The following is a 21,826-nucleotide window of genomic DNA, read 5'->3' as shown; positions in this document are numbered from 1 at the left end:
ATAATATGCAGATTAAAGGGGAAGACAGTAATGAATAAAGTGAGAAGATGGAAAAAGGGTTTGGTACTGGTTTTAGCAGCAGTTTTTTCTATTGGGTTTATTCAGGATTTGGGAAGAATAGATGCAGCGGACAGTACGGAACTGACAGAGGCAACAGCAGAAACTGCAGCAGAGACTAAAAATCCAGAGATCAAAGAGAAAGAAGAGATAGAGGCTGAAGACAAAGAAAAGAATAATGATGACTCAAAAATAAAAAAATCAGGCAGCAGTACTGTAAAAAAGAAATTAGTAAACGGACAAACGCTGCTGGATGTGAGCAAAGGAGATATTGTAATTAAAGCAACCGGGGCAGCGGGCGGAGGACTGGCGGAAGATGAAACCGAGCTGAATCCGGAAGGATACCGGATCACAGGTACGACAGAGGATTATAATGTAACTGTTGAACGGGGTGTTACAACAAGTTTGACATTAGATAATGTAGACATCACCTGTGCAAAACAGACAGCCGGAGTTACAACTAATACAAAGCTAGATTGTATCAATGTATCACATGCCAATGTCACTATGCTGTTGATTGGTAATAATCGTCTGATTTGTTATGCAGGGAATACCTGGGATTCAAATGGTGGTGATACAGGTAATGCATTAACAAAGGACGGGATGGACGGTGAACTGACAATTAGATGTGAAAAATCTGGTCAAAAAGGACATAAGTGTGATAAAAACTGCGGGTCACTTTATGCAGAAGGCAACAGGGATTTATTCCATGCAGGAGCCATAGGAAGTACCAGAAGAAGTTCTAATAGTTCTTCAGAAGCAGGTTTTTGTAATTTTACTATTGAAGGAGGAAACATTGAAGCGCTGGGCGGGAAACATTCTCCAGGGCTGGGAGGTGCTTGCTGCGCAACAAGAGTAGGAGGAAAATCTGCAAAAAATATTCGGATAACAGGTGGAAATGTAAAAGCAAAAGGGAATTTTTCATGTGCAGGTTTAGGTGCAGGACTTCAGTGTAAACTAGATGGTTTATACATTAGTGGAGGGATTGTAGAAGCAGAAGGAGGCGAAAATGCTCCGGGAATCGGCTCCGTAGATTATACATCTGAAAATATTACTATCAGCGGTGGGGATACCGTTGTCACTGCGATTGGAGATGAGGCCTCTGGAAAACCGGGAATAGGTACTGCTTCAAGCACAATAACAAATGTGGTCGCAGTCCCGGAGCATGGATATCAGGGGTACATACAGGACGGGTTTGGAGTAAATCCGGAAGAGTACAATTTTACGGCAGAATCTCCATTCCCGACGAATTCAAATATTGTAGTAGGAAAATTTTATACAAAAGTATATTTTGGTCCTTACCGGGATGAAAATACAGTAGACAACACAACCAAAGAACAGATCGGTGCCAACAACATCATCAGCAAAAGTGGGGGAACAGCCTTTACAGAAAAACAGCTGAAGACCCTCAGCAAAGTCACCGGGAAAAAGAAAGATGGGACGGAATATCTTTTGGATGAATTATTCGTTGCAGATAAAACACAGATGGATACAATTAATCAGGCAAAGTCTAAAGGTGAGACCGGAGAGTTCCCGCTGGCATTCAAAACATCCGATGGGACAATGGTGGAGATCACAGTATACCTGAAAGAGCAGGGCAGCGACGGAGTAGAGTATGATCCGATGGACCCGTCTTCAGTCCTTGGGGCAGATAATTTCGCCAAAGAGACCGGAGGCACCGAATGGAGCGAAGACGATGTCAAGCAGTTTGCCGAATTAAAAGGAAAGGACTCAGCCGGAAATGATATTGCACTGGATGATTTTAGCTTGGATCAGGAACAGCTTGCTAAGATCAACAGCGCAAAAACCGCTGGTAAAGCCGGTGAATTTGATCTCAAATTTACTGACCCGGAAGGAAATTCAGTTACAGTTACAGTAACTTTGACAGGAGAGTTTGACCAGATCACAGAAAATCCTTCAAACCATGAGATCATTAAAGCACAGAATGTCATCAGCAAGACTGGCGGAAAAGGATTTACTAAGGAGCAATTAAAAGATCTTTCTTTATTAAAAGCTGTCGATGAAGATGGAAACGAGATACAGAAAGACAAGCTGAGTCTGTCAGACAGTACCCAGTTAGATCGCATAAATAAAGCAAAAGAAGCAGGGGAAACCGGAGAATTTCCGCTGAGATTTCAAACCGAGAATGGAACCGAAGTAGAAATATATGTTTTCCTCAGGGATGAAGGAACTGATGGGACAGATCACAGAGATGGCAGCTCCAGCATTGCGGCAAACCATGCAAGCTATAAGACTGGCGGAAATGAATTCAGCAAGGAAGAAATGATAACGTTATGTGATGCCAAAGGAAAAAACCAATACGGAGATACAATGCCGGTAAAGGCAAATGAGAAACAGCTGGAAGCTGTCAATCAGGCAAAAAAAGCAGGAAAGACGGGTGTATTTCCTATGACTTTTTCTATGACTGACGGCACATCGGTAACAGTCAATGTAACGCTTACCGGAGAACATAAGGTGACATTTGACTCCAACGGAGGAAAAGGCCAGCCGGAGGCCCAGACTGTCATCGGAGGAGAGAAGATAAAGAAACCAGCTGATCCTGTGAGAGACGGATACACATTTGAAGGCTGGTATTACACCGATGAAGATGGGAAAGAAAAGAAATGGAACTTTGATGATCCGCTGCATCAGGGAATTGAACTGAAAGCAAAATGGAAAAAAAACAGCGAGGCATCCAAGAACACAGAGGCAGACAAGCCTAAAAATGAGACAAAACCTACATCAAAAAATGAACAGACATCTAAGAAAAAGCAATCCAGGGAACAGACATCCAAGAAGAAGCGGAAGAAAGAAGAAAAACTGCCGGAATGGGGGCAGTACCAGATTACAGGAAGCGAGGCAAAGGACGGTATGTTATCTAAAACATCTGATCTTACGAATATACACGGAATGCTGAATCTATTTATAGCAAGCGGAAGCATGGGGGGGGATTTACTTAATATACAAATATAGTAAGAAAAAGCGTGAATAAGGATAGAAAAGAGAATGGCTGCATCACTTGATATAAGCTGCTTGTGGTGTATGAATTAATATATGACAACGTCTGACTCTTTTCTATGCGTATTCTTTTTGTGTACAAATATTATAATATGCAGAGTAAAGGGGAAGACAATAATGAATAAAATGAGAAGATGGAAAAAGGGTTTGGTACTGGTTTTAGCAGCAGTTTTTTCTATTGGGTTTATTCAGGATTTGGGCATGATAGATGCAGCGGACAATACAGAACAGACAGAGATCACAGCGGAAACGGGGAATCTGGAAGAGGCATCTGAAATAGAAACATCAGAAACAGAAACCGAAGAGAAAGAGTCTGAAGATAAAGAAAAGAATGGCGTTCATTCAAAATTCCAGAAAAAAGGGTTAAAATTAAAAGAATCAAACAGCAGTACTGCAAAAAAGAAATTAGTAAATGGACAGACTCTGCTGGATGTGAGTAAAGGAGATATTGTAATCAAAGAAACCGGGGCAGCAGGGGGCGGACTGGCGGAAGATGAAACCGAGCTGAATCCGGAGGGATACCGGATCACAGGTACGACAGAGGACTACAATGTAACAGTAAATCCTGGTGTTACAACAAAGCTGACTTTAGACAATGTTGATATCACCTGTGCAAAACAAACCGCCGGGGCTACAACAAATACGAAGCTTGATTGTATTAATGTATCTCATGCCAATGTCACCATGCTTTTGATGGGTAAAAACCGTCTGATTTGTTATGCAGGAGATCTTGAGGATAATGAGGCATATGATTCGGGGAATGCATTGGCAAAAGATGGAATGGACGGAGAGCTGACGATCAAATGTCAAAAGGCTGGACAAAAAGGACATATATGTGATGATGGCTGCGGATCATTATATGCAGAAGGAAACAGGGATTTATTTCATGCAGGCGCCATAGGGAGTACCAGGAGAAATGCAAAAAATTCTTTAGAAGCAGGGTTTGCTAACTTTACAATAGAAGGAGGCAACATTGAAGCAGTGGGAGGAAAACATTCCCCGGGTTTGGGAGGTGCTTGCTGTACAACAAAAGATACAGGAAAATTAGTAAAAAATATTCGAATAACCGGTGGAAATGTTAAAACAAAGGGCAATGAATATTGTGCAGGGCTGGGCGCAGGCTTTCACTGTGAAGTAGACGGACTTTATATCACCGGAGGAATCGTTGAAGCAGAAGGAGGAGAAAACGCTCCGGGAATCGGTTCCATAGAATATCCGTCAAAAAATATTATTATCAGCGGCGGTGATACCGTTGTAACGGCAATCGGGGACAAGTCCACTGGAAAACCAGGAATAGGGACTTCCACAAGTACCACGACAAATGTTGTTGCAGTTCCGGATCCGGGATATCAGGGCTACATACAGGACGGCACCGGATTAAAGCCCGAAGAGTATACGTTTACGGCGGAATCACCGTTTCAGGTAAGTACAAGTATTGTGGTAGGTAAATATTACACGAAAGTATATTTTGGACCTCATAGAGATGAAAATCTGGTGGATAATGATACCAAAGAGCAGGCTGGTGCCAACCATATTATCAGTAAGAGCGGGGGTGAAGTCTTTACCGAAAACCAGCTCAAAATCTTAAGTAAAGTGACAGGAAAAAAGCAAGATGGAACCGAGTACCTTTTGGATGAACTATCAGTAGCAGATAAAACACAGATGGAAGCAATCAACAAGGCGAAGACGAAAGGTGAGACCGGAGAATTCCCTCTTACATTTCAAACATCTGCCGGAACACAGGTAACCATTAAGGTGTATCTGAAAGAACAGGGAAGTGACGGCGTGGAGTGTGACCCTCTGAATCCGTCTTCTGTTATCGGAGCGGACAACTTTGTAAAAGAGACCGGAGGCACAGAGTGGACCGAAGACGATGTCAAGCAGTTTGCCGGATTAAAAGGAAAGGATTCTGAAGGCAATGATATTGCATTGGATGATTTTAGTTTAGACCAGGGGCAGCTGGATGAGATTAATAAGACGAAGACTGCTGGAAAAGCAGGTGAATTCGACTTGAAATTCACGGACCCGGAGGGAAATTCCGTAGTCGTTAAAGTCACCTTAACAGGAGAGTTTGATCAGATCACAGAAAATCCTTCAAACCATGAGATCATTAAAGCACAGAATGTCATCAGCAAGACTGGCGGAAAAGGATTTACAGCTGAGCAGCTAAAAGAACTATCTTTTATTAAAATAGTAGATCAGGCGGGCAATGAAATACCAAAAGATAAGCTTACTCTCTCAGAGGATGACCAGTTAGATCGCATAAATAAAGCAAAAGAATCCGGAAAAACTGGGGAATTTCCATTGACATTTACAACCGAAAACGGAACTGAAGTCACAGTGAAGATCTTTCTCAGAGATGAGGGAACTGATGGGTCAGTCCATGGGAATGACAGCGCCAGCATTGCAGCAAACCATGCAGCCCATAAGACGGGCGGAAATGAATTCAGCAAAGAAGAGATTATAACCTTGTGTGATGTCAAAGGGAAGAATCAATATGGGGATACAATGCCGGTTAATGCAGACGAAAAGCAGCTGGAAGCGATCAACCGTGCAAAACAGGCAGGGCACACCGGGGTATTTCCTATGACCTTTTCCATGTCGGATGGTACATCCGTGACAGTCAATGTTACGCTTACCGGAGAACATAAGGTGACATTTGACTCCAACGGAGGGAAAGGACAGCCGGAGGCCCAGACTGTCATCGGAGGAGAAAAGATAAAGAAACCTGCTGACCCTGTGAGAGACGGATACACATTTGAAGGCTGGTATTACACCGATGAGGATGGGAAGGAAAAGAAATGGAATTTTGATGATCCGCTGCATCAGGGAATCGAATTAAAGGCAAAATGGAAGAAAAACAGCGAGACATCCAAGAACACAGAGGCAGACAAGCCTAAAAATGAGACAAAGTCAACATCAAAAAAGAAGACAGAGAAAGAAGAAGAACTGCCTGAATGGGGGCAGTACGAGATGAAAGGAAGCGGAAATGAGGATGGAAGCAGGAGTGAAAATGCAGCACAGACATCTGACAGCAAGGTTCCAACCCCAACATTGATCGTACTGGCGGCCAGCGGCAGCATCAGTTTTTATCTGCTGCGCAGAAATTATAATAGAAGAAGGTAAGGAGGAAAAGACTCTCTTTTTATAAAGAGGGTCTTTTCTTGACAATAATGAAGACCAGATTTATAATAATGAGAATACTAATAGTGAGAAAGCTCATTATATTAAGGAGAACTATTATGGATTATTCTTTTCATTATATGTTAATGGCCAGCCAGGCCATCTTTCACAAAAAGCTGTTTTCTTATCTGAAACCTTCTGACCTTACATTAGGACAGCCTAAGGTTTTGGATTATTTAAAAGATCATGACGGCATGACACAGAAGGATATTGCAAAGGCATGCGAAATAGAGCCAACGTCAGCGGCCAGAGTGCTTCAAGGCATGGAAGACAAAGGTATGATTGAGAGGAAGATGCTGAACGGAAACAGAAGATCGCTGCATGTTTTTCTGACAGAAAAAGGACAGAAGCTTCAAAGAGAAGTAGAAGAAGCATTCCAAAAACTTGAACAAGAAGCGTTTTATGGGATGAGCACCGAAGAAGTCAGCTGTTTTATGAATGTTTTCTCAAGAATATATCATAATCTGCAGAATATGAATGAGATGAAGAATGACTAGAAAGTGAGGAATCATTATATGGAGAAGTTAAAAAGATATGTTTTATTTTTGGTTGGATTGTTCATCAGTTCATTTGGTGTCAGCCTGATTACGAAGGCAGATCTTGGTACATCACCGATCTCATCAATACCATATGTTATGAGCCTGGGCTGCAGGTTTACTTTAGGCCAGTTTACGATTATATTCAGTCTTTTTCTTATTATTCTTCAGGTGATAATATTAAGAAGCCGGTTTAAGAAGGAGGATCTTCTGCAGATACCGGTTTCTGTGCTGTTCGGATATTTTATTGATTGTACGATGGTGATGATTCGGGATTTTCAGCCGGAAACTTATGCTGTGAAACTTTTATCTCTGCTGGCAGGCTGCCTGATATTAGGATTTGGTGTCTATGTAGAAGTGCTGGCAAATGTAGTGATGCTGCCCGGCGAATCGTTTGTCCGGGCAGTTTCATCCACATGGAATACAGATTTCGGAGCAACCAAGGTTTGCTTTGACGCTTCCATGACTGTTTTTGCAGGGCTGATGTCCTTTGTTCTGTTTCATACATTAAACGGTGTCAGGGAAGGCACCATTGTGGCAGCGCTTATTGTAGGAATCATTGCAAAATTCTTTGGAAGAATTCTTAAATTTATTGAACCAATCCTCTTTCAAAAAAATGAAACGGGAGGGACAGAATAAGAGCAGAATGTTATAAAAATGATTCTGCATCTGCCGTCAGAGGCAGTATGCTGTCCCGGTCAGTGAAATCAACCAGCGACCCATAGGTATCAAGAACTCCCTGGTCTTCTTCCGTCCGCTCTTCTGGTTTTTTCTTTAAGAGCATTTTTTTCATCATCCACATCATAACCCGGTGCTTTTTACTTAAGAGCTTATAATCCATTCTCCCCCGCAGGTGATAAAAAGAAATTTGCTGTTTCAAATCAGGAGAAAATACCGAATCTAAGTTTTTTAAAATATGTTCTGTATTTTCCGGATTGCCGGGGTCAGCGATTCCGCACGTAAAGACAAAAACTTTTTTATTCTGAATAAGGTCTGGATGGCGTGAGATCAGTGAAATGCCGCTTACGCCGCCGGCATAGAGGCCTCCGCCATAAATAATGACATCATAGGGCTCCAGAACAGAGACATCCAGATTCTTGTTTTCATACAGATCAGCAGACAGTGTTTCGGCGATCCATTGTGCATATTCTTTTGTGGAGCCGTATACAGATCCATAGACAACTGCAGCTTTTTTCATAAATCACATTCCTCCATATTTTTCAGCATTGTATTTAATGTATCAATCGTGGTTTTCAGCTTGGATTCCGGGATATCTTTATATAATTGGTTTAAAAAATCTTCTTCCTTTGAGGCATATGCGGCCTGCAGCCCATTAAATTTTTCGCCAGGCCGGATGCGGCTTTTGCGGCGGTCATCAGGATCAGTTTCAATTTCTGCATAGCCTTTTTGCTCAAGTTTAAGGGCAATCTGTTTTACATTCTGATGGGAACTGCCCATCAGGGCTGAAAGCTCATTAAATGTGGGAGCGTATTCAAAGGACTGGAGAGCCGCCAGAAGAAACCACTGTTTCGTGGTGATCTCTTTGTAAAACCGGTCTCCGCTGGACTGAAGTTTGTTGCTTATGATAAATAAAGTTCCGAACAGCTGGTGTCTGCTGTCATAGTCTTCCAGTTTCATGCTGTTCTTCACCTCCTATATGTAACATATTACATAAATACTGAAATGTCAATGAAAGAAGAAAGAAATTTGATTTTGGTTGCACAATCGGGGAAATCATCTTACAATAAAGTCAAGTATGAGAGAAAGGCAGGATACACAATGCCAAAAAAAATAACAATGGCTGACGTGGCTGAGATGGCGGGAGTGACCAAAAGTACGGTTTCCCGTTATTTTAATGGGGGATATGTTAAAAAAGCTACGAGAGAAAAGATCCAGAAAGTGATCGAACAGTATAATTACGCACCGAATACATTTGCAAGGCTGAAGGCAAAGGAAAGCAGTGTGATCGGGGTTGTAGTGCCCACGCTGAATTCTAAGGTTACAAGCCGTGTCATCACCAGCATTGACCGGTATTTAAGGGAACGGAATTATACGACGCTGATCAAAAACTCGGATCATGATATTGATTTAGAACTTTTAAACATACAGAAGTTGATTCATTTAAATGTGGATGGCATTTTAATCAGTTCCATTGCAATCACAAAAGACCATAAGGAAATTTTTGACCAGACACAGATTCCGATTGTGGTTTTGGCCCAGGATTATGAGGATGGAATTTCTATCGTTGATGATGATTACAACGCAGGAAAGTGTGTAGGAGAATATATTGGAAAGACCGGGCATAAGAAGGTCGGATATATTGGTGTTTATGAGACGGATGAGGCCGTGGGGGTCCGAAGGCGCCAGGGGGTTCTGGACGGGCTTGCAGCATATGGAATTATGGATCCGGTAATAAAGAAAAGCGACTACAGCTTTCTCGGAGGGCAGAAGAATACCATAGAGATTCTGGAGGAAACTCAGGCGGACGCTATTATATGTGCTACTGACCGTCTGGCGTTTGGTGCCTATAAAGTTTTGCAGGAGAGAGGACTTCGTATACCGGAGGATATTTCTGTAGCCGGATTTGGAGGATATGATGAGAGCAGCCTTCTGACGCCGGAACTTACAACGCTGAAATTTGACTCATATGGAATGGGATATCTTGGGGCTGAAACTATTCTGAAGATGATAAAGGAAGAACCGGTATCCAAAAAACAGATCGTAGAGTACGAATTTATTAAAGGGAAAAGCGTCAAAAACCGAACATAGCATTTTGGAAAAAACACAGGCTTTTGTATAAGACTCCTGAAAAGGGGTCTTATATTTTGTGCAAGTTTTTATGGAACCGATACCATAAAAGTATTGACGAGAGATGGAAATAGTCCTATAATACAAATATGGAACCGATACCATAAATGATTAAGGAGGATAAGAAAAACTATGGATTATGCAAAGATTGCAGGCCAGGTCATTGCCAATGTGGGCGGAAAAGAAAATATTAAATCTGTGGCACATTGTGCGACCAGGCTGCGTTTTCAGCTGAAAAATAATGATTTAAGAAATGAGGATGCCATCAGTGATCTGGAGGGAGTGAAGGGGGTATTCCTGACCCAGTCCCAGTTTCAGATCATCTTTGGATCAGGCCTTGTAAACCTGATCTGTGATGAGGTACAGAAGCAGATTGGCGATATCTCTGTCTCAGCAGGAGAAGAAGAAAAAGAAGAAAAACATGGATCTGTAGTACAGCGTTTCGTAAAAATGTTAAGCGATATATTCGTGCCGATCATCCCGGCCATTGTTGCAGGCGGTCTGCTGATGGGGCTTAACAACATTTTGACAGCAGGACTGTTTGACGGAAAATCTGTTATTGAATTATATCCCCAGTGGAAGGGGCTTACAGATGCAGTCAATACCTTTGCAAATGCACCGTTTACATTTCTTCCTGTACTGATCGGATTCAGTGCGACGAAGAAGTTCGGAGGAAATCCGTTCTTAGGAGCAGCCATGGGGATGATTATGGTTCATCCGGACCTTTTAAATGCTTATCAGATTGGTATCGGTCAGGCGCCGGTATGGAATATCTTTGGATTCCATATCCAGGCCATCGGCTATCAGGGAACTGTACTTCCGGTACTGGCAGTATCCTGGATCCTGGCACAGATTGAAAAGAGGCTTCACAAGGTGACGCCTACCTGGCTTGATAATCTTACAACTCCATTGTTATCCATCATTGTTACTGCATTTTTGACCTTTATCTGCGTAGGACCTGTCTTAAGAGAAGCCGGCAACTTACTGGCTGACGGCATTACATGGGTATACAACACACTGGGGGCAGTCGGAGGAGGGCTTTTCGGGCTTGCCTATGCACCGATTACAATGACAGGGCTTCATCACAGCTTTATTGCCATTGAAACACAGCTGCTGGCAGCAAAGGCAGCTACCGGCGGAAGCTTTATCTTTACAACAGCAAGCATGAATAATGTGGCACAGGGAGCGGCAGTACTGGCAGTTCTGTTCCTTACCAGAGACCAGAAACTGAAATCCATCTGTTCTGCGTCCGGAGTATCAGCACTGCTCGGAATCACAGAGCCGGCAATGTTCGGTGTGACACTGAAATTAAAATATCCATTCTATGCAGCCATTATCGGTTCAGCAGTGGGAAGCGCATATGCAGCGGCGACAAAGACATTGGCACAGGCCCTTGGAGCAGCGGGGCTGCCTGGGTTCATTTCCATGAAACCGGATCACTTCCTTCACTTCGGGATCGGGCTGGTTCTATCTATGGCAGTATCAGCAGGACTCACCATTTTCTTCTGGAAAAAATACAATCTGGGAGGCAGCGGGGAAGCTGTAAAACCGGTACCGGAAACAGAAGAAAAACCAGCGGCAATAGAAGGTGAGCAGGCAGCAGCAAAAGCAACAGTGCTTTATTCTCCAATGAAGGGAGAAGTGCTTTCCATTACAGAGTCTGAGGATCCGGCATTTGCCTCCAAAGCAATGGGAGACGGAATCGCTGTGAATCCTTCTGAGGGTACGGTCTATGCTCCGTGTGACGGCACAGTCAGTATGATTTTCCCGACAAAGCACGCAGTTGCTGTACAGACGGAATCAGGAAGAAGTTTTTTGATCCATGCAGGTATTGATACGGTAAAAATGGAAGGAGAAGGTTTCGAGACTTTTGTAGAGGCCGGAACAAAGGTAAAGCAGGGAGATAAAATCCTTACATTTGACATGGACCTTGTAAAAGAAAAAGGCTACAGTGTCCAGACAATGATGATGCTGGCAGAGGGAGACGGCCAGGTAGAAGTCTTTTCAAGGAAGGATGCAGACACAAAAACACAAGTTATGATCGTGAGATAAGAGGGAAATCATGTTTAAAAAGTATAATAAAGTATTGAAAGAAGACTATGAAAAATGGTATGCTGAACATGAAAACGAAAGAGAAGCAGCAGCAAAAGATCCAATGCGGCTTAAGTTTCATCTGATGCCGAAGACCGGATGGCTCAATGATCCTAACGGATTGTGTCAGTTTCGCGGGACTTACCATATCTATTATCAGTACACCCCGTTTGAACCCACCGGAGAGCTTAAGCTTTGGGGACATTATACGACAAAAGATTTTGTTTCATTTGCAGATGAAGGACCGGTCCTATTCCCGGATTCGGAGTATGACGCCCACGGCGTCTACTCCGGTTCCGCCTTTGTAAAAGATGACGTGATTCATTACTTTTACACCGGAAACATAAAGTATTTTGACAGGGATGACTATGATTACATCAACACAGGCAGAGGCAGCAACACCATCCATGTGACCAGCAGGGACGGATATCAGTTTTCTGAAAAAGAGCTTTTGATGACTACCAAAGATTATCCTGAGGATATGAGCTGTCACGTGCGTGACCCTAAGATTATTCAGAAAGGCAGCGACTACTATATGGTTCAGGGAGCCAGGGATGTAAACAGCCGGGGACTGATTCTTATATTTCATTCCAAAGATCTGACCCATTGGGAGTATTTCGACAGGATTGTTCCGAAGGAGCCGTTCGGCTACATGTGGGAGTGTCCGGATCTGTTTGAACTGGACGGACAGATGATGCTGATCACTTGTCCTCAGGGGGTAAAGCCGGAGGGGATCAACTACCAGAATGTCCATCAGTGCACTGCAGTTAAGCTTGATTATGATTTTGACAATAAGTCATATGAGATCTGTGGGAATGAGGAGTTTCAGCAGATGGACAGAGGGTTTGATTTCTATGCGCCGCAGACTTTTGAGGATGAACAGGGCAGGAGGATTCTGATTGGGTGGATGGGGATCCCTGATGCCGAGTATACGAATCCTACTACAGAGCAGGGATGGCAGCATGCTTTGACGATTCCCAGGGAACTTCATGTGAAGGATGGAAGAATTATTCAGCAGCCGATTCGTGAAATGGAACAGATGAGAAAAGGAGAACTGATCTGTTCATTCTCTGATAAGGGCAGAATGAAGAGTAATCTGAAGATTTATGAGGCGGAAGTCGATTTTAATGAATGTACCGACGCGGTTCTGACATTAAAGAAGGATGTAACCTTGTCCTACAGAGACGGACTGCTGACGCTTGATCTGGGTGACTGCGGAGCCGGAAGGACAGCCAGAAGCGTCCGGATCAATGAACTTAAGGACCTGCGGATTTTTGCGGATACAACTTCTCTTGAGATTTTTGTAAACGGCGGTGAAGAAGTTTTCACTACCAGAGTATACAGCAGCCAGGGTGAGCTGAGCATAGATGGGGACTGTGCGGGAACCATGAAGATCTATTGCCTGCGGCCTTTAGAGATAGGAGAAAGAGAATGAGCAGAAAATTATGCGGGATTGGTGAAGCACTGATTGATTTTATACCGGAAGTTAAGGGACAGAGATTAAAGGATGTGCCGTCATTTACGAGAGTAGCCGGCGGGGCGCCTGCCAATGTAGTGGGAGCGGTAACAAAGCTGGGGATTCCGTCCAAGTTTTTAACTAAGCTTGGAGATGATCCGTTTGGAGATTACATTGTGGAGGTGCTCGATCAGGCCGGTATTGATACCAGCCAGATCAAAAGAGATAAGGAAGCGGAGACAGCGCTGGCATTTGTTTCTCTTGCATCAGACGGAAACAGGGATTTTAAATTTTACCGTAAGAACAGTGCGGACCTTAACTATAGTGTATATGATATTGAACCGGATGTTTTGGATGACTGCGGAATGATTCATTTCTGCAGCGTAGATCTGGTGAAATCTCCGATGAAAGAAGCGCATAAGAAGTTAATCGACATGGCCAACGGAAAAGAAGTGCTTGTATCATTTGATCCAAACCTTCGTTTTTCTCTGTGGGACGATTTACAGGAACTGAAAGAAACAGTCAATGAGTTTCTGCCTTTTGCAGATATCATCAAAATCTCCGATGAAGAGCTGGAATTTATCACAGGGCACACAGATATAAAAGAAGCGGTGCCGGACCTTTTGAACGGAAGAACCAAGTATGTGATTTATACAAAAGGAAAAGACGGGGCAGAGATCTACACGAAGAACGGAATGACAGAAGCACCAGGTTATGCCATTGAGGTCAGAGATACAACCGGAGCCGGAGATTCCTTTATCGGAGCATTTTTGTACCAGCTTCTGAGAGATGATGTCATGGATTTGGAAGCTGTGGATTTTGATACACTGAGAAGTTATCTGGATTTTGCAAATGCATATGCGGCCTATACGACTACGAAAGAGGGAGCATTGGCAGCTATGGCTACGGCAGAAGAACTGGAAATGTTTAAAAACAGCCTGTAAGAATACTGTAGAATCAAAATAAAAAAGCCATTTAAGACTGCGGGGTGCAGAATTAAATGGCTTTTTTATTTGAACAAAAAGTTGGATATGTATAGGAAAGTCAAGACTTGTAACAATTTTATAAGTATTTATAATTGTAGATAGGAAGGGGGATTTTAGATATAGTAACAAAATTTTAGAGCAATACGAAAGAAAAGAGGTAGAAAATGAAAGGAAATAAACAAAAGATATTTAAATTGGCAGCAGCATTTTTACTGGTGTTGTCTTTTGGTATAACATCAATCGCTGCGGGAACAGAGCAGGTGTATGCTGCAAAAATTAAAATTTCAAGTAAAAAGATAACACTAATTAAAGGACAGAGCAAAACATTAAAGGTAAAGGGGACAAAGAAAAAGCCTAAATGGTCCAGCAGCAAAAAGTCTGTTGCTTCAGTTTCAAAAAAGGGAAAAGTAACTGCCAAGAAAAAAGGAACTGCTACAATCACAGCAAAGATCGGCAGAAAAAAATATAAATGCAAAGTAAAGGTAGAGACGCCAAAATTAAATAAAAGTTCTATATCAATCAGTGAGGATACCTATTATCAACTCAAGGTATCGGGGAATACACAGAAAGTCAAATGGACTTCCAGCAATAAAAGCATTGTAACAGTAAACAACAAAGGATATATTTATGGCAAGAAGACAGGAACAGCATATATAACAGTAAATATTTCTAGTAAGAAATATAAATGCAAAGTTACGGTGAAGCAGGAATCTCCAAATTTTTCTGTACAATTTATACATACAGATGACGGGGCAAATACACGGGTAGTAGGGTTAAATATTAATAACCGGTCCAGGACAGGAATCTTTGTAAATGAATTAGGATATGTGACAAACCCTAGATACAGCAGTTTGGATCAGTATGTTTATTTATGCGATCCTGATGAGGATAGTATATCTTTTCTGGAATATTACAGGGTAGATCCGGGAGAGACTGTATTATTACCATTTGTTGAGCTTGCTTTTGGTTCTTTTTATGCAGATGATAATTCCATTTTTTTCTTTAACTTTGATTTCAGGGGAAGAACTTATATATCTTATGTAGATGCATATGGAAATGCAGTATATGAGTTAATGGATTAAGTTTTTATTAAAGATATATTTAGGTTAGGCCATGGTTCGCAGAAGAACTATGGCCTTTTTATTGGATAGGAAATTCCCTCAGAATCCCCTATCCAATAAAAAGCACTCCATGCAGGATGCTCACAAATAATAATGAAATTACCTCTTGACACATTATACTATGTAATATATAGTATAATGCATAAGGAGGCGATAGATTGAATGCACAGTTGAAGAAAGGTTTTTTAGAGTTTTGTATTTTGGCCGCCCTTTGTAAGGATGATTCTTATGGATACCAGATCATTAAAGACGTATCGGGATGTATCAAGATCTCAGAATCTACACTGTATCCTATTCTGAAGCGGCTGGAAAGCAATAAATATTTGGATACCTATACAGTGGAGCATAACAGCAGGCTGAGAAAGTATTACAGGATCACAGAAAAGGGAAGAGATCATACAAGAGAATTCTTAGATGAGTGGCAGCAGATTACGGGGATTTATGAGTTTGTGAAAGGAGCAGTGGAGAATGAGTAAAGGAGAGTTTTTAGAGAGCCTGAAGCGGCTTTTGAAAAGTCTTGGAAAAAGTGAGAGAGAAAAGTCTCTTTCTTACTACAGCGAAATGATTGATGATTATATGGAAGACGGTTACACGGAGGAAGACGCCGTAGAACAAGTCGGTAATCCGGGGCTGATTGCACAGGAGATATTAGAGGAACAGGGAGATAAGGCAGGGAGCCGGATGTCCCGGGGAATGAAAGGGCTGATTGGCGTTTTGCTGATTCTTGGGTTTCCGCTTTGGGGTTCCCTGGCGCTGGCAGGAATATGTCTTTTGCTGGCCGCTGTACTGCTTGTTCTGTCTGCTTATATTGTGATCTGGTGTATTCCGGTATGTACCGGTGCTTTTTCAGCGGCGGGACTGGTGCTCTCGGTGGTCAGCATGGGAGGTGCAGCTGTTATTGTATTTCAGAATCCGGCGGCAGGAGTTCTGCAGCTTGGAGTTGGAATGGCATTAGCAGGAATCTTTGTTTTGTTTGGCCTGCTGACATGGATCTTAGCAAAGATCTTTACGGGAGTCACCATAAGATTCAGCAGATGGCTGGCAGGTGTGGTTATCAGGAAAAGAGGTGCAGAAGCATGAGTATCAGCAATATGAAAAAGAAAGGTGTAATGCTGGGAGCAGCATTTTTAATTGTTGGAATGATATTGATCGGCGCAGGATGGGGAATGGCAGATTTTCAGCCTGAAAACCTGAAAGAACAGGGACAGCCTAAATGGTACCGGACAGTTCATGTAAGAGAGCACGGGGCGTGGGTAGGTATCAGACTTAAAAACGGGGTTTATCTGCTCTCATTCGGAGGGACGGAGCCTGACTGATTTGTAATATATCCAACACAGTTTTGTTACAAATTTCTCCTTTGACTTTGATATAATGAACAAATAGACAAGCCGACAGGAGGAATGGTTATGAAGAAAAGATGGAAACAACTGGCCGGGATTTTGTTATCTGCTGTGATAGCGGCAGGCAGTTTTGGAATTCCGGTTTCAGCAAAAGACAAGACAGATTGGAAGGATTTTCTATCTGTAAATGGGGAAAAGATTTTCCAAAAGGGAAAGAAGGTTTCAGGAAAAAATCAGGCCGAAATTCATGTTAAGAGATACAACAGTTTAGCAGTAATTCCGGATGAGGATGGATATGTATATAATTCAGCATGGCAGGGAAAAACAGTTAAAATATATGCAGATCAGGCAGGAGTTTTAATGATCGCAGGAGAATCTGATGATGATGTGGAAGCATTTGGAACCTTGTACGATGCCTCCGGAAAAGAGGTCAGGGAATACCGGAAGCAAGGAGGCCTGATAAAGTCCGTTCCTGCCGGAACCGTATATTCATTGAAACTCCCTGACAAATGTAAGAGTTTTACTGTGGAAGCAATCCTGACAACAGATCATGTCAAAACTATAAAGCCAGATGATTTATATTTACAGACGGGAAGCGGAAACTATTTCCATCATGAATTTACAGTCAAAAAAAGAGCTCTGGTAACTCAGCCTTCTCTTCCACTAAGCGGGCAGCGATTATCCTATAATGTACAAAAAAAGACAAAATCAGGATGGAAAAAGCTGTCCAAGGTTAAATCAGCTGCCGCTTCTGATGAAAAAGCCCTGGTTCAATCTATTTATGGACTTTCTAAGGGAAGCTACAGAGTTGCCGTAAAAATAAAGTCCGGAGAACCGTATATCGTCGGTTATTCTACAGCTCCGATTCCAAAAAAATATAAGACCAAAAAATCCAAGGCAAAGAAAATAAGCCTGTATTCCCAGATGATAGATCTTTACACGGATACAGAAAAAGCTTCCAGATGGTACCGGGTAAACAGAAAGACTGCCAAGAAGAAACGTTATATTGAGACAGCTGTTGTTATGAATTCCGGCAGGCTGAAGATTTCAATTTACAAAAAAGGCAGAAAAAAGCCGCTGAAAACTTATAAATTGTCAGGACAAAAGGAAAAGAGATACCGGCTGAAAAACGGGGCAGGTACCTACTACATTAAAGTCTCCAAGATTGGGAAGAATACAAATGGTGTCTATTCTATAGATTATAATTAAATTCAATAGGAGATGACGATTATGGAATTTCAATATGAAGAACACCGGATTTTTGCTGAAGATGAAAAAGGAAAGATGACAGCAGAAATCACCTTTCCAGAAGTTTCAGTGGATACAGCGGTTATTGACCATACATTTGTGGATAATTCCCTCAGAGGTCAGGGCGTTGCGGGAAAGCTTGTGGAAGCAGCGGCAGAACAGCTTGCCGAAAGAGGAATGAAGGTGATCCCCACCTGTTCTTATGCAGTCAGCTGGTTTCAAAAGCATCCGGAATATCAAAATCTGCTGAAAAATGAATAATACAAGGAGCGGCAGGCAGACTTAAGGTATGCCTGCCATTCTCTTTCTCTGTTTTAAGATTACATACATGAACAAAAAGGCGTGAGATCTGTGCAGTTCACAGAAGCTCATGCTTTTTTTGTTGAGGTATTATTTGGAAAATAAAATTGTATTGACTTTTGTACATAACTGTTATATTATAAAGATGAACAAAATAACAGTATATGTTCAAATGAACAAAAAGGGGTGATGACATGGATATGCAGAGAAGAACTATGACGCTGATAAGCAAGCTATATTACGAGGAAAATATGACCCAGCAGCAGATTGCAAAACAGACAGGGCTGTCCAGAATGAAGGTTTCCCGGATTCTCCAGAAGGCTAAAGAAGAAGAGGTTGTAAGGATTATTATAGATTACTCCGGTGTATATCCGGAGCTTGAACAGGATGTCAAGGATAAGTACGGGTTAAAGGATGTGGTAATCATAGACACATCCATTGGAACTTCTTCCAAAGAACAGGTGGCATCCGCAGCTGCGTATTACCTGGAAAGACATTTGGAAGGACAGGTGACGGTTGCTGTGGGATGGGGATCCACTATGAGGCTGGTACCGGATTATATCCAGAAAATGAACAATCCTGACCTTTTATTTTCTCCTATCATCGGAGGACACGGACAAAGTGAGCTGGATATGCATGCAACAACCATAGCATCCACGCTGGCTAAGAGGACCGGAGGCAGATCATTGTCCCTGATCGCCCCGGCTCTGGTAAACAGTAAAGAGGAAAAGGAATTTCTGATCAATGACGGTCAGGTGAAGAAAGTGATCGAGAAGACATCCCAGGCAGAATATGCAGTCTTCAGTCTCGGAAATCCTCTGGCCAAGGACAGCAGCATCAGCAAATCCGGCTATATATCTGAACAGGACCTTGCACAGCTTGGAAAAGAAGACGCCATCTGTGATGTAGTCTCTGTAGTCTTTTTGGACAAAGACAGTGAGATCTGCTGTGAAAATATTACCGAACGCTGTATCGGAATTACAGAGAAACAGCTGAAACAGATACCGAATAAAATTTGTGTGGTTGAGAGTGAAGAAAAATATGCCTCCGTCAAGTCAGCTTTGGAGGCCGGATACATTGATATTCTGATTACAGACCAGAATACTGCAGAGTATCTGAGCAAATGATTTTTAGGACTGTTGTATAGTTTTAAAAATAGAAGAAGAAAAGAGAAAGGAGGTGGAAGGCATGAAAGAATATCATATTTTGATCGCCTGCGGAAGCGGTATCGCTACCAGCACAGTGATTGCCAACCGGGTAAGGAATTTGTGTGAGGAAAACGGGTTTGTCGTGAAGGTGCAGCAGGTCAAGATCGTGGAGGTAGAAAAAATGGCTCCGGAATTTGATCTGATTGTTGCCAGCACAAGAGTTCCGGAAACAGTAACAACACCATCCGTGTTTGCGATCAATTATCTGACAGGGATCAAACCGGAAGCAGTGGACGAGCAGATACTGGACATCTTAAACAAGCTCAAAGAATAAGGCTATTTTATGGAGGTAGAGTATGGAATATGTAACTATGGCAGAGGGTCTTGAATTCTCCAGAGTCGTTCTTGGATTTTGGAGACTTCTGGACTGGAATCTTTCCACAGATGAACTGATCCGCTATTTGGAGGAATGCCTGGATCTGGGAATCACCACGATGGACCACGCTGATATTTACGGAGACTACACAGTAGAAGAAAAATTCGGGGAAGCCATCAAAAAAAGGCCGGATTTAAGAGAGAAGATGCAGATCATTTCAAAATGCGGCATCGTATACAAATCAGAGACTGCGCGTGTCAAATATTATAACTACGGCACAGAGTACATCATCGGGCAGGTGGAAAAATCACTTCAATATATGGGAACAGATCACCTGGACACACTGCTTCTGCACAGGCCAAGTCCATTTATGAATCCGGAGGAGATCAGCAGAGCATTTGAAATTCTTTTAAAAGAAGGAAAAGTCAGAACCTTTGGGGTATCTAATTTTCTGCCGGATGAATTCCGGCTGCTGAAATCTTATCTCACCGTGCCTCTGATCACAAATCAGATTGAACTTTCCCCGCTCAGGATGGAAAACATGGAAAACGGTGTGATGAACCTCTGCATGGAGGAGAGGATCCACCCGATGCTTTGGTCTCCGCTTGCAGGAGGAAGAATCTTTACAGGCGAGGGAGAGGAAGAGGTAAGGCTCAGAGAGGTACTGGAAATCATCAGGGAGGAAATCGGGGCTGAGGATATTGATGAAGTGGCCTTTGCATGGCTGTTTTCACATCCTGCAAAACCGATCCCGATTACAGGATCAGGGGAGATCGGATTGGCAGAGAGGCCGGTCAAGGCTCTCAAATACAGGCTTACACCGGAACAGTGGTTCATGGTCTGGACTGCAGTTAAGGGCCATAAAGTACCATAAACGATTGAAAGGTACAACGGGAGGAATTGTATGGAAATATTAAATTTTATATTAGGATTAGGTTCCACGGTTATGCTGCCTATTATTATTTTCGTATTCGGACTGATTATGAGGGCAGGGTTTTCAAAATCATTTAAGTCCGGAGTTACCATTGGAATCGGATTTACCGGAATCAATCTGGTTATCACCCTGCTGACGGATCAGCTGGGACCAGTGGCTCAGGCAATGACCGAACGGCTGGGGCTGGATTTGCAGGTCATTGATATCGGATGGCCGGCCATGTCATCCATTTCCTGGGCCTGGGCGGCAGCAGGACTGATGATACCAATCGGACTGGTGATCAACTTCGCCATGCTGACTCTGAAGCTTACAAAAACCATGAACGTGGATATTTGGAACTACTGGCAGTTTGCATTCGTAGGATATGCCGTGACAACAGTGAGCGGAAGTCTTCCGATGGGAATTATTGCAGCCAGCGCACTTTCCATTCTTGCGCTTATACTGGCAGATTATACTCAGCCCTATGTGGAGAAGTTTTTCGGAATGCCGGGCATTTCTTTTCCACACCTGACAGCACTTGGATTTCTGCCGCTTGTAGTGCCGCTGAACTGGCTGATTGACAAGATTCCGGGGCTGAATAAGCTGAATGCCAACCCGGAGACCATCAGAAAACGTTTCGGTATCTTCGGAGAGCCAATGTCAATGGGGCTGATCATCGGTCTTGCACTTGGTATCCTGGGAGGACAGAAAATAGATGCAGTTTTAAAGCTTGCGATTACCATGGCAGCGGTTATGTATTTAATGCCAAAGATGGTAGCGATTCTGATGGAAGGGCTGATCCCGATCTCAGAAGCTGCCAGAGAGTTTATGGCAAAACATTTCGGAGACAGAGAGATTTTTATCGGCCTGGATGCCGCAGTATCCCTGGGGGAACCGTCCGTTATCGCTGTAGGGCTTTTGTTAGTGCCGATTACCATATTTTTGGCAATCATACTGCCCGGCAATAAGCTTCTGCCCTTTGCGGATCTGGCGGTTATACCGTTTATCGTATGCCTGATTACGGCCATGTCAAAAGGAAATGTCATCCGGGCACTGATCGTGGGAACTGTTGTTATGGCGTGCGTACTGCTCATGGCTACAAATCTGGCACCAATCGAGACACAGATGGCACTGACCGCGGGAATCAAAATGCCGGCAGGAGCATCACAGATCGGAAACCTGGACCGGGCCAATTTGATATCGTGGCTGTTCGTTAAGATATTCTCGTTATTTGGCTAAAAAACA

At 42.8% G+C, this 21,826-nt stretch carries 20 protein-coding genes; 18 read left to right on the top strand and 2 right to left on the bottom strand.

Going from position 1 to position 21,826, the window contains the following annotated elements:
* Positions 1 to 30: 30 nt before the first annotated feature.
* From KH180_RS03715 to KH180_RS03700, 4 genes are all read left to right on the top strand, one after another.
* Positions 31 to 3,030 (top strand): InlB B-repeat-containing protein, encoded by a 3,000-nt coding sequence (locus tag KH180_RS03715; protein WP_290756557.1) that lies wholly within the window; start codon positions 31 to 33, stop codon positions 3,028 to 3,030.
* Positions 3,031 to 3,201: 171 nt separating this feature from the next.
* Entirely contained in the window at positions 3,202 to 6,201 is a 3,000-nt protein-coding gene (locus tag KH180_RS03710; protein WP_442859902.1) for an InlB B-repeat-containing protein, read from the top strand.
* Between the two features lie 116 nt (positions 6,202 to 6,317).
* A complete protein-coding gene (locus KH180_RS03705) occupies positions 6,318 to 6,755 on the top strand; it encodes a MarR family winged helix-turn-helix transcriptional regulator (protein ID WP_290756551.1) in 438 nt (145 codons plus the stop codon).
* An 18-nt stretch (positions 6,756 to 6,773) separates the two neighbouring features.
* Positions 6,774 to 7,433, top strand: coding sequence for a YczE/YyaS/YitT family protein (locus KH180_RS03700; protein WP_330624389.1), 660 nt, complete (start codon positions 6,774 to 6,776; stop codon positions 7,431 to 7,433).
* A 10-nt stretch (positions 7,434 to 7,443) separates the two neighbouring features.
* Here the strand turns inward: KH180_RS03700 and KH180_RS03695 are convergent, their stop codons facing one another.
* Both KH180_RS03695 and KH180_RS03690 read right to left on the bottom strand, forming a co-directional pair.
* Positions 7,444 to 7,992 (bottom strand): flavodoxin domain-containing protein, encoded by a 549-nt coding sequence (locus tag KH180_RS03695; RefSeq protein WP_290756549.1) that lies wholly within the window; start codon positions 7,990 to 7,992, stop codon positions 7,444 to 7,446.
* Positions 7,989 to 8,432 (bottom strand): MarR family winged helix-turn-helix transcriptional regulator, encoded by a 444-nt coding sequence (locus tag KH180_RS03690; RefSeq protein ID WP_290756546.1) that lies wholly within the window; start codon positions 8,430 to 8,432, stop codon positions 7,989 to 7,991. Before KH180_RS03690 ends, KH180_RS03695 begins: the two co-directional genes overlap by 4 nt.
* Positions 8,433 to 8,573: 141 nt before the next feature.
* Between KH180_RS03690 and KH180_RS03685 the strand changes: the two genes are divergently transcribed.
* From KH180_RS03685 to KH180_RS03620, 14 genes are all read left to right on the top strand, one after another.
* Positions 8,574 to 9,563 (top strand): LacI family DNA-binding transcriptional regulator, encoded by a 990-nt coding sequence (locus KH180_RS03685; RefSeq protein ID WP_290756543.1) that lies wholly within the window; start codon positions 8,574 to 8,576, stop codon positions 9,561 to 9,563.
* Positions 9,564 to 9,734: 171 nt separating this feature from the next.
* On the top strand, positions 9,735 to 11,654 hold the full coding sequence (locus KH180_RS03680) for a sucrose-specific PTS transporter subunit IIBC (RefSeq protein ID WP_290756541.1): 1,920 nt from the start codon (positions 9,735 to 9,737) through the stop codon (positions 11,652 to 11,654).
* A gap of 10 nt (positions 11,655 to 11,664) precedes the next feature.
* Positions 11,665 to 13,128, top strand: coding sequence for a glycoside hydrolase family 32 protein (locus KH180_RS03675; protein WP_290756538.1), 1,464 nt, complete (start codon positions 11,665 to 11,667; stop codon positions 13,126 to 13,128).
* A complete protein-coding gene (locus KH180_RS03670; RefSeq protein ID WP_290756535.1) occupies positions 13,125 to 14,093 on the top strand; it encodes a carbohydrate kinase family protein in 969 nt (322 codons plus the stop codon). The genes KH180_RS03675 and KH180_RS03670 overlap by 4 nt, the downstream gene beginning before the upstream one ends.
* 206 nt (positions 14,094 to 14,299) lie before the next feature.
* On the top strand, positions 14,300 to 15,217 hold the full coding sequence (locus KH180_RS03665) for an Ig-like domain-containing protein (RefSeq protein ID WP_290756532.1): 918 nt from the start codon (positions 14,300 to 14,302) through the stop codon (positions 15,215 to 15,217).
* A gap of 197 nt (positions 15,218 to 15,414) precedes the next feature.
* Positions 15,415 to 15,732, top strand: a complete 318-nt coding sequence (locus KH180_RS03660; protein ID WP_290756529.1) for a PadR family transcriptional regulator — start codon at positions 15,415 to 15,417, stop codon at positions 15,730 to 15,732.
* The gene (locus tag KH180_RS03655) at positions 15,725 to 16,336 is read left to right on the top strand and encodes a DUF1700 domain-containing protein (protein WP_290756526.1); all 612 of its coding nucleotides are present in this window, start codon (positions 15,725 to 15,727) and stop codon (positions 16,334 to 16,336) included. Before KH180_RS03660 ends, KH180_RS03655 begins: the two co-directional genes overlap by 8 nt.
* On the top strand, positions 16,333 to 16,572 hold the full coding sequence (locus KH180_RS03650; protein WP_290756523.1) for a hypothetical protein: 240 nt from the start codon (positions 16,333 to 16,335) through the stop codon (positions 16,570 to 16,572). Before KH180_RS03655 ends, KH180_RS03650 begins: the two co-directional genes overlap by 4 nt.
* Before the next feature lie 90 nt (positions 16,573 to 16,662).
* Entirely contained in the window at positions 16,663 to 17,805 is a 1,143-nt protein-coding gene (locus tag KH180_RS03645; RefSeq protein WP_290756520.1) for a hypothetical protein, read from the top strand.
* Positions 17,806 to 17,826: 21 nt separating this feature from the next.
* A complete protein-coding gene (locus tag KH180_RS03640) occupies positions 17,827 to 18,105 on the top strand; it encodes a GNAT family N-acetyltransferase (RefSeq protein ID WP_290756517.1) in 279 nt (92 codons plus the stop codon).
* A gap of 233 nt (positions 18,106 to 18,338) precedes the next feature.
* Positions 18,339 to 19,271, top strand: a complete 933-nt coding sequence (locus KH180_RS03635; RefSeq protein ID WP_290756514.1) for a sugar-binding transcriptional regulator — start codon at positions 18,339 to 18,341, stop codon at positions 19,269 to 19,271.
* 61 nt (positions 19,272 to 19,332) lie between these two features.
* Positions 19,333 to 19,626: a PTS sugar transporter subunit IIB gene (locus KH180_RS03630; RefSeq protein WP_290756511.1), complete on the top strand. Its 294-nt coding sequence runs from the start codon at positions 19,333 to 19,335 to the stop codon at positions 19,624 to 19,626.
* 22 nt (positions 19,627 to 19,648) lie between these two features.
* Positions 19,649 to 20,542 (top strand): aldo/keto reductase, encoded by an 894-nt coding sequence (locus KH180_RS03625; RefSeq protein WP_290756508.1) that lies wholly within the window; start codon positions 19,649 to 19,651, stop codon positions 20,540 to 20,542.
* 30 nt (positions 20,543 to 20,572) lie between these two features.
* Positions 20,573 to 21,820 (top strand): PTS galactitol transporter subunit IIC, encoded by a 1,248-nt coding sequence (locus KH180_RS03620; protein ID WP_290756505.1) that lies wholly within the window; start codon positions 20,573 to 20,575, stop codon positions 21,818 to 21,820.
* Positions 21,821 to 21,826: the final 6 nt, after the last annotated feature.

Source organism: Anaerostipes sp. (assembly GCF_018381315.1).
Taxonomy (GTDB): domain Bacteria; phylum Bacillota; class Clostridia; order Lachnospirales; family Lachnospiraceae; genus Anaerostipes.
Note: the sequence above shows the minus strand (reverse complement) of the source record. Positions and strands in the feature narration are given on the sequence as shown.

Bases quoted from the DNA above. Each gene is read 5' to 3' on its own strand.
- KH180_RS03715 (WP_290756557.1), top strand. From the start codon at position 31: ATGAATAAAGTGAGAAGATGGAAAAAGGGTTTGGTACTGGTTTTAGCA.
- KH180_RS03710 (WP_442859902.1), top strand. From the start codon at position 3,202: ATGAGAAGATGGAAAAAGGGTTTGGTACTGGTTTTAGCAGCAGTTTTT.
- KH180_RS03705 (WP_290756551.1), top strand. From the start codon at position 6,318: ATGGATTATTCTTTTCATTATATGTTAATGGCCAGCCAGGCCATCTTT.
- KH180_RS03700 (WP_330624389.1), top strand. From the start codon at position 6,774: ATGGAGAAGTTAAAAAGATATGTTTTATTTTTGGTTGGATTGTTCATC.
- KH180_RS03695 (WP_290756549.1), bottom strand. From the start codon at position 7,992: ATGAAAAAAGCTGCAGTTGTCTATGGATCTGTATACGGCTCCACAAAA.
- KH180_RS03690 (WP_290756546.1), bottom strand. From the start codon at position 8,432: ATGAAACTGGAAGACTATGACAGCAGACACCAGCTGTTCGGAACTTTA.
- KH180_RS03685 (WP_290756543.1), top strand. From the start codon at position 8,574: ATGCCAAAAAAAATAACAATGGCTGACGTGGCTGAGATGGCGGGAGTG.
- KH180_RS03680 (WP_290756541.1), top strand. From the start codon at position 9,735: ATGGATTATGCAAAGATTGCAGGCCAGGTCATTGCCAATGTGGGCGGA.
- KH180_RS03675 (WP_290756538.1), top strand. From the start codon at position 11,665: ATGTTTAAAAAGTATAATAAAGTATTGAAAGAAGACTATGAAAAATGG.
- KH180_RS03670 (WP_290756535.1), top strand. From the start codon at position 13,125: ATGAGCAGAAAATTATGCGGGATTGGTGAAGCACTGATTGATTTTATA.
- KH180_RS03665 (WP_290756532.1), top strand. From the start codon at position 14,300: ATGAAAGGAAATAAACAAAAGATATTTAAATTGGCAGCAGCATTTTTA.
- KH180_RS03655 (WP_290756526.1), top strand. From the start codon at position 15,725: ATGAGTAAAGGAGAGTTTTTAGAGAGCCTGAAGCGGCTTTTGAAAAGT.
- KH180_RS03650 (WP_290756523.1), top strand. From the start codon at position 16,333: ATGAGTATCAGCAATATGAAAAAGAAAGGTGTAATGCTGGGAGCAGCA.
- KH180_RS03645 (WP_290756520.1), top strand. From the start codon at position 16,663: ATGAAGAAAAGATGGAAACAACTGGCCGGGATTTTGTTATCTGCTGTG.
- KH180_RS03640 (WP_290756517.1), top strand. From the start codon at position 17,827: ATGGAATTTCAATATGAAGAACACCGGATTTTTGCTGAAGATGAAAAA.
- KH180_RS03635 (WP_290756514.1), top strand. From the start codon at position 18,339: ATGGATATGCAGAGAAGAACTATGACGCTGATAAGCAAGCTATATTAC.
- KH180_RS03630 (WP_290756511.1), top strand. From the start codon at position 19,333: ATGAAAGAATATCATATTTTGATCGCCTGCGGAAGCGGTATCGCTACC.
- KH180_RS03625 (WP_290756508.1), top strand. From the start codon at position 19,649: ATGGAATATGTAACTATGGCAGAGGGTCTTGAATTCTCCAGAGTCGTT.
- KH180_RS03620 (WP_290756505.1), top strand. From the start codon at position 20,573: ATGGAAATATTAAATTTTATATTAGGATTAGGTTCCACGGTTATGCTG.